The 14,849-nt window shown below is 65.2% G+C and carries 13 protein-coding genes; 8 read left to right on the plus strand and 5 right to left on the minus strand.

Annotated features, from left to right (window positions below; genetic code table 11):
• Nucleotides 1–325: 325 nt before the first annotated feature.
• The 3 genes from ASH04_RS26390 to ASH04_RS02205 all read left to right on the plus strand — a co-directional run bounded on the left by ASH04_RS26390 (nucleotide 326) and on the right by ASH04_RS02205 (nucleotide 2,337).
• The gene (locus ASH04_RS26390; RefSeq protein ID WP_156394448.1) at nucleotides 326–697 is read left to right on the plus strand and encodes a hypothetical protein; all 372 of its coding nucleotides are present in this window, start codon (nucleotides 326–328) and stop codon (nucleotides 695–697) included.
• Nucleotides 698–1,082: 385 nt separating this feature from the next.
• Nucleotides 1,083–1,802 carry a DUF2637 domain-containing protein gene (locus ASH04_RS02200; protein WP_057472639.1) on the plus strand — a complete coding sequence of 240 codons (720 nt, stop codon included), beginning with the start codon at nucleotides 1,083–1,085 and terminating at the stop codon, nucleotides 1,800–1,802.
• Nucleotides 1,803–1,824: 22 nt separating this feature from the next.
• Nucleotides 1,825–2,337, plus strand: a complete 513-nt coding sequence (locus ASH04_RS02205; RefSeq protein WP_032364925.1) for a DUF427 domain-containing protein — start codon at nucleotides 1,825–1,827, stop codon at nucleotides 2,335–2,337.
• A 4-nt stretch (nucleotides 2,338–2,341) separates the two neighbouring features.
• Here the strand turns inward: ASH04_RS02205 and ASH04_RS02210 are convergent, their stop codons facing one another.
• From ASH04_RS02210 to ASH04_RS02220, 3 genes are read right to left on the minus strand one after another with little or no spacing between them, the layout of a single operon-like run.
• A complete protein-coding gene (locus ASH04_RS02210; RefSeq protein WP_057472640.1) occupies nucleotides 2,342–3,391 on the minus strand; it encodes a hypothetical protein in 1,050 nt (349 codons plus the stop codon).
• Entirely contained in the window at nucleotides 3,388–4,011 is a 624-nt protein-coding gene (gene bluB / locus ASH04_RS02215; RefSeq protein WP_179274518.1) for a 5,6-dimethylbenzimidazole synthase, read from the minus strand. The genes ASH04_RS02210 and bluB overlap by 4 nt, the downstream gene beginning before the upstream one ends.
• Nucleotides 4,012–4,022: 11 nt before the next feature.
• A complete protein-coding gene (locus ASH04_RS02220; protein ID WP_057472641.1) occupies nucleotides 4,023–6,296 on the minus strand; it encodes a putative bifunctional diguanylate cyclase/phosphodiesterase in 2,274 nt (757 codons plus the stop codon).
• 134 nt (nucleotides 6,297–6,430) lie between these two features.
• Here ASH04_RS02220 and dinB point away from each other — a divergent pair, with 134 nt between their 5' ends.
• Complete coding sequence (gene dinB / locus ASH04_RS02225; protein ID WP_268793662.1) at nucleotides 6,431–7,663, plus strand: DNA polymerase IV; 1,233 nt, start codon at nucleotides 6,431–6,433, stop codon at nucleotides 7,661–7,663.
• Here dinB and ASH04_RS02230 read toward each other — a convergent pair whose 3' ends face one another.
• Nucleotides 7,664–9,061: a cytochrome P450 gene (locus ASH04_RS02230; RefSeq protein WP_057472642.1), complete on the minus strand. Its 1,398-nt coding sequence runs from the start codon at nucleotides 9,059–9,061 to the stop codon at nucleotides 7,664–7,666.
• A 95-nt stretch (nucleotides 9,062–9,156) separates the two neighbouring features.
• Between ASH04_RS02230 and ASH04_RS02235 the strand changes: the two genes are divergently transcribed.
• The 3 genes from ASH04_RS02235 (at nucleotide 9,157) to ASH04_RS02245 (ending at nucleotide 10,817) form a co-directional block, all read left to right on the plus strand.
• Entirely contained in the window at nucleotides 9,157–9,732 is a 576-nt protein-coding gene (locus ASH04_RS02235) for a TetR/AcrR family transcriptional regulator (protein WP_057472643.1), read from the plus strand.
• Between the two features lie 22 nt (nucleotides 9,733–9,754).
• Complete coding sequence (locus ASH04_RS02240; RefSeq protein ID WP_032373673.1) at nucleotides 9,755–10,036, plus strand: DUF2277 domain-containing protein; 282 nt, start codon at nucleotides 9,755–9,757, stop codon at nucleotides 10,034–10,036.
• Between the two features lie 106 nt (nucleotides 10,037–10,142).
• A complete protein-coding gene (locus ASH04_RS02245; protein ID WP_156394449.1) occupies nucleotides 10,143–10,817 on the plus strand; it encodes a hypothetical protein in 675 nt (224 codons plus the stop codon).
• A 17-nt stretch (nucleotides 10,818–10,834) separates the two neighbouring features.
• Here ASH04_RS02245 and ASH04_RS02250 read toward each other — a convergent pair whose 3' ends face one another.
• The gene (locus tag ASH04_RS02250) at nucleotides 10,835–11,998 is read right to left on the minus strand and encodes a globin domain-containing protein (protein WP_032386634.1); all 1,164 of its coding nucleotides are present in this window, start codon (nucleotides 11,996–11,998) and stop codon (nucleotides 10,835–10,837) included.
• 213 nt (nucleotides 11,999–12,211) lie between these two features.
• Between ASH04_RS02250 and clpB the strand changes: the two genes are divergently transcribed.
• Nucleotides 12,212–14,758 carry an ATP-dependent chaperone ClpB gene (clpB, locus tag ASH04_RS02255; protein WP_032364931.1) on the plus strand — a complete coding sequence of 849 codons (2,547 nt, stop codon included), beginning with the start codon at nucleotides 12,212–12,214 and terminating at the stop codon, nucleotides 14,756–14,758.
• Nucleotides 14,759–14,849: the final 91 nt, after the last annotated feature.

Consider the following 14,849-nt stretch of genomic DNA (forward strand, 5'->3'; position numbering starts at 1 on the left):
AACTATTTTGGCTCAAACCCTTGTCTCGGACGTATATGCCGTTTTATGTTCGAAGCGTCCAGAAGCACGAAACAACTCATGTTTCTCGAGGAGTAAACATGCAGGTCAGACGAGCTATCGGGGGAGTATTCATCGGGGTTGCCGTTCCCGCACTGGCCATGGCGGGAGTGCAATGAGCCTCGGCTGAACCTATTCAGCCGCAACCGCAAACGCCCGCTTCCGTCGCCGGCGGCTTCGCTCTTCCACTCCACGAAACCGGTTGCGTGGTGGGCAATGGCAACGGCCGATGTGTTGGCGGCGGGGTGTACAAGCGAGAGGATGCGAGATGGCAGCACCACTGATCAATTCATCGCAAATTCCTGCCCCGATCAAGGTCGGGTCGCGGATACCACAAGGCACCTCGATAGATCGCATCATTGCTGCGCTGGAGCCTCTGGACGGGAAAGTGACGCGTGTAAGCGAGACGTCAGCCCGGATCAACGCCGGCAACATAGCCATTTACCGAATGTTGGGAACATCGCTAGCTCTCGGGCGGCGTAACTTGCCAATTGCCGTCTCGATCGATTTCAGGGACCAAAAGCCCTCAGTTTCAGTGACATTGAGAGACACGATTGCCGTGGTACTTCGTGTGCGGAGTGAGGGTGATGCGCTGAATGAACGCGTCGCGGAGATCAACCAGCTTCTCGATGTTGTATGACTTCCGATTCCGCGGTACTCCGATCTACTGATCTCACAATATCGGTGGCGGATCGCGCACTAGGGCAGTATCTCCATTGCGTTGCTCGACGCTCTCGCACGCTCAGTCGCAGGGGTCCATCCCTGGCGTTGTGCTCCTTGGTGGCCATAATGGTTTTGCTTCCAGCTGGATACATGGTCCGAATGTGGAAAAGGTGGGGCGACGGAGGCGCAGTCTGGAAGCGGATTGCCTCGTTATCATCGAGCGTTCACTCGTCCGAGCCGTGATCGGAAGTATCGGGGTGGAGTGCAGCACACGGTGCCGGACGTGATCTGCGCACTGGATTCGGGGCCACCAGCGTGCTCGTCGCCGAACCTGTCGGTGGGCTCGTGTTTCATGACGACCCATGAACAAGGTCCTGCGTGCGACGCTCGTCAGTGCGGTCGTCATCACCACCGTCATCGGAATCGCGTCGTTCGTGTTGAGTTTCGCCGCACTGTGGGATCTCGCCACGATGGCGGGCGTCCCGCGATCACTGTCGTGGCTGTGGCCGGTGATCGTCGACGGCACCATCCTGCAGGCTACGATCTCCGTCATCGCACTCGCCCAATTCGAGGAACAACGCAGTGGTCGACGCTTCTTCTGGGGCGTGTTGATCACGGCAGCTCTGGTCAGTATCGGCGCAAATGCCATGCACGCCTTCATTTCCGACGCCGGAACACTGCATCCGGCGCTGTCGGCGGCCATTGCGACGGTCGCCCCGGTCAGTCTGTTGGCCGCGACCCACGGACTCGGCATCCTCGTCCGAGTACCGGCCGAACTGCCGAACAATCCAGAGATCCCGGACGACGCCCGAAGCCTCACGCAGGCAGACGACGACACCGTGGCCGCCGACGTGGTGCCGCTGCAGACCGGGATCGAACCGAGACCGGAACTGGCTGAGCCCGCGTCTGCTGTGTCATCCACCCCGGTACCGGCCGCACCCGTCGAGGACGTTCGTCGCGAGGTGCCGGCGCGCGATATTCCGGTCACCTCCGTGCGTACGGTCGAACCTCTCGACGACGTCGACCGCTGGATTCTCGACGAGGAACGGGTGGACGATCTCTATCCCGTCGACGCTCCGTGACATCCGGTGGCACCATCGAGTGATGAGCCAGAATCTGCCGAGATCCGTAGTTCCCGAGAAGCCGAAGCCTGGTCAGGAGTCGGTGTGGGATTACCCCCGTCCACCGAAGCTCGAGTCCTCCAACCGTTCGCTGGTCGTCCGGCTCGGCGGCGAGGTGGTCGCGCGCACCACCGCTGCGTACCGAGTGCTCGAAACCAGCCATCCGCCCACCTGGTACATCTCGCCCGCAGACGTGGTTCCGGGTGCGTTGACGCCGTCCGAGGCCCGTTCGACGCACTGCGAATGGAAGGGCGCGGCGACGTACTGGGACGTGCACGGCGGAGATGCCGTCGCCCCGGCCGCGGGGTGGAGCTACGAGAACCCGACACCGCGGTTCGCCGAGATCGCCGGCTACCTCGCGTTCTCACCCAGCCGACTCGACTGCGAAATCGACGGCGAGGCGGTCCGGCCGCAAGAAGGCGGTTTCTACGAGGGCTGGATCACCGACGACGTGGTCGGCCCGTTCAAGGGCATCCCGGGCTCCTACGGCTGGTGATCACTCACCCCGCGGGTAGCTCGGCGCGGGGGATGATCTGAATCGAACTCGTTGCGCCGGGGTCGCTACCGGTCACCAGCACGTCCCCGGTGCGCGGGTCCACGGCAACGGAATTGGCCTGTGTCACGGTCGGGACGTCGCCCAGGATTCGCGGTGCGGAGACGTCCGAAACATCGACCACGCGCAGCAGATTCGACGCGGTCAACGTCACGAACAACATTGCCCGGTCGCGGTCGACGGCAAGTCCGTACGGATTTCCCGGGGCCTCGACCGACGCGGTCTGGCGAATACTCCCCGCGGCGTCGACCGAAGCGAGAAGAACGGTTCCGCCGTCGGTGTCGGCGAACCCGGCTGTTGTCTCGTTCACCGTCACGGCGTGGGTCAGCTTGACGCCGATCGGGGCCTGCGCCACCTCCCGCTGGGTCGCGCCGTCGTAGACCCACACACCGTTGCCCTGCACGTCTGCGACGGCGGCGTACGGGCCGAGAGCGGCAGCGCCACCGGGCTGGACCGGGCCCGGCGGTAGCTCCGACAAGACCGATCCCTCGCGCAGGAAGATCACCCCGCCGCCCATCTCGTTGGTAGCCACGATCGTGCCGCCGGAGGTGAGCACCGCGTCGTGCGGTTGGCGTCCGACACCCGTGGCCGTGGACAGGATCGCGCCGTCGTTCAGCGCCACTTCGAGTAGTTCGTCACTGCCTTCGAGCGGGGCCAGGACCGGGCCGTCGAGACCTGCCAGCGACAGGTGCCGGGGTGCGCCCGTCGTCTGGACCATCTGCCGGACGGCACCCGTCGCCGCGTCGAACAGCACCACGCCGTCGGGCTCGCGTACTCCGGCGGCGGCGATGCCCGACGTCCCCACGACGATGCCCTCGGGAGCCCCGGGGAGCGGAACGACAGTTCCGACGGGATCGGCAGAATCGGGTGCCTGGGCCGGTTCGGCTGCCGGAGTTGTTGCCGGAGTGGTTGCCGGCGAGGGGGATTCGTCAGGGGCAGGAGAGCACCCCACGAGCAGGAGGCACGTGACCGTCGCCGCGGTGAGAGCGGTTTTCACGATCGGCGGTACTGCTCGAAGTGCAGGGCATCGTCCAGTGGACGCCCCGTGCGCCAGCCGAATCGCTCGAGATCCGGTACCTCCTGGAACGACTCGACCGGGCCCACACACAACCATGCGATCGGACGCACCGGGGCGGGGATGTCGAGCAGTTCGGTGAGGTACGCCTCGTCGTAGAACGACACCCAGCCGACCCCGACGTTCTCGGCTATCGCTGCGAGCCAGAGGTTTTCGATGGCCAGTACTGCCGAGAACAATCCGGTGTCGTCGACGGTGTCGCGACCGAGGACGTGCGGGCCTCCCCGGTTCGGGTCGTACGTGACCACCACTCCGGTGCCGCTGGTCTCGATCCCTTCGATACGGATGGGATCGAACGTCTGTCGGCGCTCGGAGTCGAGCTTGTCCGCGAAGTCCTGTCGGCAGTCGGCGACGTGTGCGGCGAAGGCGCTCAACGTGTCGGGTTTGCGGACCACCACGAAATCCCAGGGCTGGGTGTTACCGACGCTCGGTGCCTGATGCGCTGCGCCGAGGATGCGGCGCAAGGTGTCGTCGTCGACGACGGTTCCGTCGAACTCGGCTCGCACGTCGCGGCGAGATCGAATGGCCGCGTATACCGACAGTGTGGCTTCGGTCATGATATCCGTTCTCCGATAACAGTTTTCAGGTTCTCGTTCAGTTCGTAGACGAGGGCGGGCAGGTGCTCGCCGGGGGTGGGGCGGCCCAGATGGAAGCCCTGCGCCCGTCCGCATCGCAGCTCACGCAACACCGATACCGTCCTTTCGTCCTCCACGCCTTCTGCGGTCACCGACAGCCCCAGTGTGCGCGCCAGTTCGATGGTCGAGCGAACGATGGCGGCGTGAGTGGCGTTGTGCGACATTCCGCTGACGAACGTTCGATCTATCTTGAGTTCCTGGACCGGGAGGCGCTCGATGTAGGCCAGAGAACTGTAGCCCGTGCCGTAATCGTCGATGGCGACCTGCACTCCCATGGCGTGCAGACCGGCCAGCACCTCGGTGGCACCGGCGGGGTCGGTCATCGCGGAGCTCTCGGTCACCTCCAAGGTCAACTGCTCAGCAGGACAATCGAACTCGGACAGGACCCGGGACACGTGGAAGATCAGGCTGTCGTCGAACAGGTTTCGGGTGGAGATGTTGACGGCCATGCGCAGGTGCAGGCCCGATGCCGCCCATCGCTGTCGTTCCGCCAGGGCTTGCTCGAGGACGTAGCGGGTCAGTGGGCGGATCAGTCCGGTGTGCTCGGCCGTGGGCAGAAATGCGCTGGGAGAGAGAATGTCTCCGCTCGGGTGGTGCCAACGCAGCAGGGCTTCGACCCCCACCACGGTCATCGAGTCCAGGTCGACCTGGGGCTGATAGCGCAGTCTCAGTTGATCCGACGCGAGGGCGGCGGTGAGCTCGCCCAGCATGATCAACTGCTCGCTCTTGTCCCGGTCCATGGACCGGTCGTAGTACGCGACGCGCGATTGCACGGTCTTCGCGGCCTGCACGGCGAGGTCGGCGCGTTGCACCAGACGGTCGGGTGTGGCGTCGTCCTCGGCGACGCGCGCCGGGGCGTTCGTCGCTACCCCCACGCTCGCTTCGATGAGCAACGACATGTTGCCCACCTCGAACGGCGTCGAGAATTGTTCCAGTATGTCGCGGGCGAGGGCCGCGGGATCCATCGAATCCGACTCACCGCACAGCGCGAATTCGTCACCGGCCAAGCGTGCCAACAGGATCGCGTCATCGCCCACCGTGCGCAGACGGGTGGCGACGGCGGCCAGCACCTGATCTCCGAGGCCCCGTCCGAACGTGTCGTTGATTTCGGTGAAGCGGTCGATGTCGACCGTCAGCAATGTCGATTCACCGGCGTTGCCGTAGATCCGGTGTTCGAGGGCGCGCAGATTGGCCAGCCCGGTGAGGTGGTCGGTGTCGGCGACGGCGCGGAGCTGAACGGTCTGGGTGTGCAGCAGCCGCAGCAGGTCGGTGATGCGCAGGATCACCAGGACCACCAGAATGCCCGCGCACAGCATGACCGCCCATCCCCATTGTGCGATCGGCTTCTCGCGCACGACTTCGACGACCATCACGGCGGGGGCGGTGAGCGTGGCGGCGGTCAGCACGACGACGGACGGTGTGGTGAACGACGCCATCAGGTGGGCGTCGGATTCGATGGTGGGGCTGGTGATTCTCCGCATCGACGGGTGGAGTGCGGCGACGCCGATGAGCACGTAGGACAGCGTCCACCCCGCGTCGAGCAGCGAGCGGTCGGCCGAGGAATCGGACACGATGGAGAAGTTGTTGGCGGTGTCGGTGACGACGAGCAGGACCACCGCCGCGGTGAGCAGTCGGTAGGACAGTGCCCGCCACTGACGAGAGCCGACGAAGTGGGCGAGCAACCCGAGCAGAAAGATGTCCATCGCGGGATAGGCGACGTCGACCAGCCCGGCAACGCCGGAGATACCGTCCCCGTCCAGCGATGGTTGGACCGCAAAAACCCAGGTGAGCAGTGCGAATGCGACCATCACGATAGCGCTGTTGGCGATGTGGCCGCGTTCGCTCGCCCGCCACTTGTGCCGGACCAGCAGGAACAGTCCGAAACCGTAGATCGGGTAGCCGACGAGGTAGAGCGCGTCGGCGAGCGACGGATAGGGCACGACGCCTCCGCCGGCGTGAAGCCACTCGTAGACGATGTCGCCGAGCACCCACACCGCGGTGCCCGCGGCGATGCTCCACCAGGCGGTTCGGTTGCGCGGACGGTTCAGCCTGGTTCCCACGATCGTGGCGGCGACGGCGGACGCCCCGACCACGACGAAGATCGATTGCGACCAGACGGAGTCGGGCACCGCGAAGTAGGCGATGCAGCCGAGTACGCCGAGTGCTCCGTACCACCGCCACCAGGCCGTCACAGTTGTCTCCAGCCGTTCGCGTGATCCGACGACTCAACAATGGCACATCAGGTGACCTGGGTCACTTTCTCGGGGTGTTTTTCGGGCTCGATGCAGGTAACGGGGATGTCGGTGCCTCGTGGGAGCATGAAAACGTGGAGTCGAGCGCCGAAAAGGCGAAGAGCGGGGAAGCGAGCATCATGCATGCCGATCTCGACTCCTTCTATGCCTCGGTGGAGCAGCGAGACGATCCGCGGCTGCGGGGAAAACCGGTGATCGTCGGCGGGGGAGTGGTACTCGCGGCCAGCTACGAGGCCAAGGCCTTCGGGGTACGCACCGCGATGAGCGGTGGGCAGGCGCGGGCGGTCTGTCCGCAGGCGATCGTGGTGCCGCCGCGTATGGAGGCGTACTCCCAGGCGAGCAAGGACGTGTTCGACGTCTTTCACGACACGACGCCGCTCGTCGAGGGAATTTCCATCGACGAGGCCTTTCTCGACGTCGGAGGCCTGCGCAAGATAGCGGGCAGCGCACTCGACATCGGGCAGCAACTGCGCCGCGACGTCGCCGAACAGGTAGGGCTCCCGATCACCGTCGGGATTGCCACCACCAAGTTCCTGGCGAAGGTGGCCAGTGCGTTCGCCAAACCCGACGGGCTGCTGTTGGTGCCACCCGGTGGTGAACTCGAGTTCCTGCACCCGCTGAACATCGAAAGGCTGTGGGGCGTCGGCAAGGTCACCGCCGAAAAGCTGCACGTACTCGACATCAGAACCGTGGGAGACATCGCGGCCTACGGCGAGAGATCGCTGGCCTCGGTGTTGGGAAAGGGCGCAGGAGCGCACCTGTACGCACTGGCCATGGGACGAGATCCGCGCCGCGTGCAGCCCGGAAAGTCGCGCAGTTCCATCGGTGCCCAGCGGGCCCTGGGCCGCGGGCGGCACGACGCGGCCGAGGTGGAGGCGTCGTTGATCGGCCTCGTCGATCGCGTCACGCACCGAATGCGGGGCGCGCAGCGGACCGGCCGAACCGTGATGTTGCGCTTGCGGTTTGCCGATTTCACCCGGGCCACCCGATCGCACACCCTCGATCGCGCCACCGCCGACACCCGGGACATCCTCGATGCCGCACTCGAGCTGCTGCACGAGGCGGCTCCGCTGGTCGCGGAGAAGGGCATCACTCTGGTCGGGGTGACGGTCTCGAGCATCGACAGGGGCGGAGCCGAGCAACTGGAACTGCAGTTCGACGCCCCCTCGGTACGCAGACCACCCGAGGCGTCGGCACTCGACCGTGCGTTGGACGGGGTGCACAAGAAGTTCGGGTCGACGTCGCTGACGCGCGGGGTACTGCTCGGACGAGACCCGGGGGTATCGGTACCGCTGCTGCCGGACTGACTACGTGCGCACTGTCGGCTGCACCCGAAAGCCCTCGGGCATCATGGTCAGCCGCTCCGTGACCTTCAGTCGATACGACGGGTCGGCCTGCAGATCGAAGCGTTGCAGGACGGTTCCGAGTACCAGTACGGCCTCATGGATGGCGAATTGCCTTCCGATGCACGCTCTTTCGCCCGTCCCGAAGGGCTTGTACACGTGCGCCGGCCGAGCTTTGATACGGGCGGGCAGAAAGTTGTCGGGGTCGAATTTCTCCGGCCGATCGCCCCACACCGGATCTCGATGCAGGGCCGTCGCGAGCACGATCGCCCAGTCTCCTGCCGCCATGGGGTAGCCGTCGCCGATGACGGTGTCGGCTCGTGCGCCGCGTCCGAACGCGGGAACCGTCGGCCACAGACGCAGTGATTCGTCCAGGACTCGGCGAACGTACCGGAGTTTGGGGACCTGGCCGAACTCCGGTTTGTCGGTGCCCCAGATCTCGTCCACCTCGGCCCGGGCACGTTCGAAGACCTCGGGGTGGGTGGCCAGGAAGTACAGCGCGAAAGACAATGCACCAGAGGTGGTCTCGTGCCCGGCGATCAAGAACGTCAGAATCTGGTGGCCGATGTTGGCTTCGCTCAATGCATTCGGGTTGTCGGCCTCGCGCGCCGCGTCCATCATGATCTGCAGTAGGTCGGTGAAGTCCCCGTCGGACTGTCGACGAGTACGTACGACGTCGGTGAGTACCTCGGCCAGGTACTTCTTGTTCTGCTCGTATCGGCGGTCCGATCGGGCGAACAGCGGCGCGGCGAACGCCGGGATCGATACCAACGCCCGCCGTTGGTTGTACGTCAGTGCGCCGACCATCGCGGACACGAACGGGTGTGGTTCGGCGCGGGTGAACGAGCCGAAGCTGTAGCTGAATCCGGTGCGTCCGATGGTCTCGAGTGTCAGCTTCGTCATGTCCGAGGACACGTCGGTCGTCGACGCGTCGCGTGAACGTGCGGTCCAGTGCTCGATCAGATCGTCCGCGACGTTCACCATGATGTCGTGGTAGCCCCGCATGGCTCCGGCGGTGAACGCCGGCCGCAGCAGATCGTGGGCCCGTTGCCAATTGGGCTCGTGGTTGTAGGCGGTGAACAGGCCGTCGGCACCGATGTCGCGTAGGCGTTCGACGCCCGGCGGCAGGAACTTCTCGAAGCGGTGTTCGTCGCACAGATCGCCGACTACGTCTGCACCCGAGGCGAAGACGAAGCGTTTGCCGAGAATGTGGCGCTCGAACATCGGTCCGAGCCGGGCGGCCAGAGCGGTCGAATCCTGGATCGGCGAGCGCGGGTCGACGCCGATGACGTCGCCCAGTATCGGCAATCGATACGGCGGATGCGGTAGTACGCCGTCTCGTAGTGCAAATCCCGTCGACATGGCCGCTCCTCAGTCCCCGAACCGACTCGTTGAACCGGTGTCAAATAGTGACCGTACTCACCGTTGAACTCGTGTCAAGTAAGGTTCGAAACCCCATGACCACACCTCGAAAACGCATGACACCGGAGCAGCGGCGTGCGCAGCTGGTCGAGATCGGGTCGACCCTGTTCGCCGAACGTCCCTACGAGGACGTGTGGATCGAGGAAGTGGCAGACCTGGCCGGGGTCTCGCGGGGTCTGATGTACCACTACTTCCCGTCCAAACGGGAGTTCTTCGTCGAGATCGTGCGCACCGAATCCGAGCGCAACCTCGCCGTCACCGCCCCGGACCCGTCGTTGCCGGTCCTCGAGCAGATAGCCGCCGGACTCGACGCCTACATCGCCTACACCGACGAGCATGCGCACGGCGTCCGAGCGGTCAATCGAGGCGCGCTGCTCGGAGACGACCGCATCAACGACATCCTCACGCGCGAGTTCGACATCCAGCAGCAACGCATTCTCGACGCGCTGCCGGACGAGTTCCACGACGACGAGATGATCCGGGCCGCGCTCCGAGGGTGGGTGGCATTCGTCCGCGCGGTCTGTCACGACTGGGTGGAGCGCAGGACTCTGAAGAGGGAACAGGTTCGCGAGCTGTGCCTGAAGGCGATCGCAGGTCTTCTCGAGGTGTGACCTGCGGGTCTATCGTCGGGGAATGTGCCGAAACATCACCACCCTGCGGGGCTTGGAACCACACGCCACCGACGACGAGATCGAGGCTGCGGCGCGTCAGTACGTCCGCAAGATCAGCGGAGTGCAGAAGACGTCCGACGCCACCCGCGACGCGTTCGAGACGGCAGTCGCCGAGGTGACGGCCACGACGCATCGGCTGCTCGACGCCCTGCCGGACCGGCGGCAGCCACCTCCGACGGTGCCTCCGCTCAGGCGTCCGGAAGTGCAGGCGCGGATTGCCGCCAAGGCGGCTGCCGGGGCCTGACGCGCGCTAGCAGACCACTGCATCGAATGGATGGTTTTCCGCAGAATCGGACGCGCGATCGGGGTCGAGGGTGGCAAACTGGTCGAGTCAGGCAAAGGGGGTGACGATGACCGATCGACGACGACGACGCACGTTCGATTCCCGAGACGGTGACGCCGAGGTCGCCGAGCCGCTGCTGCGAGCGGTGTTGTCCTACGCGCCCCGCGACGAGTCCCCGATGCCCCATCCTTCCGAGGGCATCACCTTGCGGGCCGAGAACGGATCCGGTTCGATCCGCCTGGAATTGGCCATCGCCGACGAGCTCGGCGTAGGCGTACCGGGACCGTTCGGATCCAGATTCTACGAGTGTGGATCGTTCGAAGTGGTTGTGCCGCAACGAGACCCACGCGAGGGTGCGTTGTTGATGATTCACCTGCTCGAGGCCCAGGCTCCGCATCGATTCGAGTTCACCGCATCCATGCCTGCGTGGTGGGAGTTGCGGCTCGAGCGAGACGGCTCCGTATCGGTGTTCGACGACACGGGCGACGCGGTGATATTCATCGGCCGCCCTTGGGCTTTCGACTCCGACCTGCACCCGGTGCACGTGTACTACACCATCGAGAACGGCCTGTTGGTGCAGAATGTCGGAGCTACGTCCGACACCGGATACCCCATTCTCGTCGACCCCGATCCCGAGGCGATCATCACCGGAGACGGCAGGCTCGTCACCGAGAGCTGGACACCGCGGTTGGTCGTCGGTGGCATCGTCGAGGACCTCCCGCCGCGGTCGATCTCCGGCTGAAAAGTGTTGTAGCGCAGTCAGAACGGATCGTGCTGAATGTGCTCCATCGGCGTACCGACCTTGCGCAGTGCATACAGCGTGGTGCGCACCATCGACGGCGATCCACAGATCTGAATCTGCCGATCGGCCCACGAGCCGAACCGGGTCACCACCTTGCCCACCGGGCCGTGCAGCCGATGATGCATGCCCCACGGGAGTTCGCGCGTCGGACCCGAATGCCACCACGGATCCTCGAGCTCCTCGGTCACCGGCACCACCGTCAGCCACGGATTCGACAACGACAGCTGCCACAGTGTGTCGAGGTCGTAGAGGTCGCACGGATACGTCCCACTGACGAACAGATGCACCCGCGGATTGGTGCTGCGCTGGGCCATCTCCATCACCTGCGCGCGCAACGGTGCCAAACCGGTGCCCCCGGCGATCATCAGCACGTCCTCGCCGATCGTGCGATCGACGTGCATGCCGCCCAGCGGCGGGCTGATCAGCCAACGGTCGCCGACAGTCGTTTCGGTGACCATCGCCGGTGATACCCAGCCCCCGGATACGCGTCGAACATGGAACTCGATCTCGCCGTAGGGGTTGCTGGGAATGGCAGGGGACAGGTAGCGCCACAGTTTGGGCCGCTGCGGAATCTGCACACTGACGTACTGGCCGGGGAAGTACGGAATCTCCCCGTCGGTCTTCAGTCGCACCACGGCCAGGTCGTCGAGCAGGCGGTGATGTTCGACGACCGTCGCGCTCCAGTACGGGGGCAGCTCGTCGTTGTCGGCGGCGGCGGCCATCGCGTTGCTCACCACGGTGAGGGCGTCTCGCCAGGCGGTCTCGACCTCGTCGGTCCACATCTCGGTGCCGGCGAAGCTCCGGAAGGCGCTGATCAGCGCCGAACTCCCCGCCCGGAAATGTGCCCCGGAAATTCCGTGCTTGCGGTGGTCCCGGCCCAGCTGTTCGAGGAACGGCTCGACGCGGTCGGCGTCGTCCAGATTGTCGAAGATGTACCCCAGTGCCAGGACGAAATGCTCGCGCAATGCGTCCATCGATGCCGGGAACAGGGAACGGAAGTCGGGATACTCGGCGAAAAGGTGAGCGTAGAACGACCGGGACAGCTGTTCGGGACCGTTCGGTGCAGCCGCTACCGACTTGAATCCGGTGCGGACCAGGGAGACCGTGCGTGCGTCGAGCAACCTCCACCCCCACCGATTGACACCTTCGACCGTCACCAAAGTAGACCGATCGAGACTTTCGCGCATCAGGGCTGCGCCCTCGTGCGCGTCTTGCGCCCCTCCAGGTACGCAAAACGCGCACGAGAAAAACTAAGGTTGAGCGGAACAGACTCAACTTGTCTATGGTTGTACCCAGCGACACGCTCGAACCCCACACTGGAAAGAAGGTGACCGGTGGACAGTTTCACTCCCACCACGAAGTCGCAGGCAGCACTTTCCGCTGCACTGCAGGCCGCATCCGCGGCCGGTAACCCGGATATTCGTCCGGCACATTTGTTGGTGGCGTTGCTCGATCAGACCGACGGCATCGCCACACCACTGCTGAAGGCCGTCGGCGTCGACCCCGCAACGGTGCGTCGAGAAGCGCAGAACCTCGTCGACCGCCTGCCCTCGGCATCCGGTTCGACCACCACTCCGCAACTCGGCCGTGAAACCCTCGCCGCGATCACCGCAGCGCAGCACCTGGCCACCGAACTGGACGACGAGTTCGTTTCCACCGAACACCTCATGGTGGGTCTCGCGACCGGAAACGACGACGTCGCCAAGCTCCTCTCCGGCCATGGTGCCGGAGCCAACGAGCTGCGCGACGCGTTCCAGGCGGTCCGCGGCAGTGCCCGCGTCACCAGCGCGGATCCGGAGAACACCTACCAGGCGCTGGAGAAGTACAGCACCGACCTGACGGCGCTCGCCCGAGAAGGCAAGCTCGATCCCGTCATCGGCCGCGACACCGAAATCAGGCGTGTCGTCCAGGTGCTGTCCCGGCGAACCAAGAACAACCCCGTTCTGATCGGTGAACCCGGTGTCGGCAAGACCGCCATCGTCGAAGGACTCGCACAACGCGTCATCGCCGGCGACGTACCCGAAAGCCTGCGAGGCAAGACCGTCGTATCCCTCGATCTCGGTTCGATGGTCGCCGGCGCGAAGTTCCGCGGTGAGTTCGAGGAGCGGCTCAAGGCCGTGCTCGACGACATCAAGAACTCCGCCGGTCAGGTCATCACGTTCATCGACGAGCTGCACACCATCGTGGGCGCAGGAGCCACCGGCGACTCGGCGATGGACGCGGGCAACATGATCAAGCCGATGCTTGCTCGCGGCGAGCTCCGACTCGTCGGCGCGACCACCCTCGAGGAGTACCGCAAGTACATCGAGAAGGACGCCGCCCTCGAACGCCGCTTCCAGCAGGTCTACGTCGGGGAGCCGTCGGTCGAAGACACCGTCGGCATCCTGCGCGGACTCAAGGAACGCTACGAGGTGCACCACGGCGTCCGCATCACGGACTCCGCCCTGGTGGCCGCCGCGACCCTCAGCGACCGGTACATCACGGCCCGGTTCCTGCCGGACAAGGCGATCGACCTCGTCGACGAGGCTGCATCGCGTCTGCGCATGGAGATCGACTCGCGTCCCGTCGAAATCGACGAGGTGGAGCGAGCCGTCCGTCGCCTCGAGATCGAGGAGATGGCCCTGGCCAAGGAGACCGACGACGCATCGAAGGCCCGGCTGGACAAACTGCGTCAGGAACTCGCCGACCTGCGGGAGAAGCTGGCCGAGCTCAGCACGCGGTGGCAGAACGAGAAGAACGCCATCGACTCGGTGCGGGCGCTGAAGGAAGAACTCGAGAACCTGCGCGGAGAATCCGATCGTGCCGAACGCGACGGTGATCTCGGCAAGGCCGCCGAACTGCGGTACGGCCGGATCCCGACCCTGGAGAAGGAGCTCGCGGCCAAGACCGAGGACTCACCTGCGCAGGGCGACGTGATGCTCAAGGAGGAGGTAGGCCCGGACGACGTCGCCGACGTGGTGGCGGCGTGGACCGGAATTCCGGCCGGCCGAATGCTGGAAGGCGAGACCGCCAAACTGCTGCGGATGGAAGACGAACTCGGCAAGCGAGTCGTCGGACAGAAAGATGCAGTGCAAGCGGTGTCCGACGCCGTCCGACGGGCCCGCGCCGGGGTGGCCGACCCGAACCGTCCGACGGGCTCGTTCCTGTTCCTCGGACCCACCGGCGTCGGTAAGACCGAGCTCGCGAAAGCGTTGGCGGAGTTCCTCTTCGACGACGAACGCGCGATGGTGCGCATCGACATGAGTGAGTACAGCGAGAAGCACGCCGTCGCCAGGCTCGTCGGTGCCCCTCCGGGCTACGTCGGCTACGAGGCCGGCGGGCAGCTGACCGAGGCGGTACGCAGGCGTCCGTACACGGTGGTGCTCTTCGACGAGGTGGAGAAGGCTCACCCGGATGTGTTCGACATCCTGCTGGCCGTGCTCGACGAGGGCAGGCTCACCGACGGTCAGGGCCGCACGGTCGACTTCCGCAACACGATCCTGATCCTCACCTCGAACCTCGGTGCCGGCGGTACCAAGGACGAAGTGATGGACGCGGTGCGGCGCTCGTTCAAGCCCGAGTTCGTCAACCGGCTCGACGACGTCGTCGTGTTCGACGCACTGTCGGAGGACCAGCTCGAGTCGATCGTCGACATCCAGCTCGGCTTCCTCGCGAACCGTCTGGCAGCTCGTCGACTGACTCTCGACGTGTCGTCGCCGGCCAAGATGTGGCTGGCCGTACGCGGTTACGACCCGCTGTACGGTGCTCGACCGCTTCGCCGACTGATTCAGCAGGCAATCGGCGACCAGCTGGCGAAGCTCCTCCTCGCCGGCGACGTGCACGACGGCGACGTGGTGCCCGTCAACGTCAGCCCCGACGGCGAACGGCTCATCCTGGGCTAACGCCCGAGCCGGCAACCAGCCGGAGCAGGCCCGCACGAGACCTCGTGCGGGCCTGCTGTCGGTAGCCACTGTCGACGTTCTCGGCGTGGGT

Origin of the sequence: Rhodococcus sp. Leaf233 (genome assembly GCF_001426165.1) — a bacterium.
GTDB classification, from domain to species: Bacteria; Actinomycetota; Actinomycetes; order Mycobacteriales; family Mycobacteriaceae; genus Rhodococcoides; species Rhodococcoides fascians.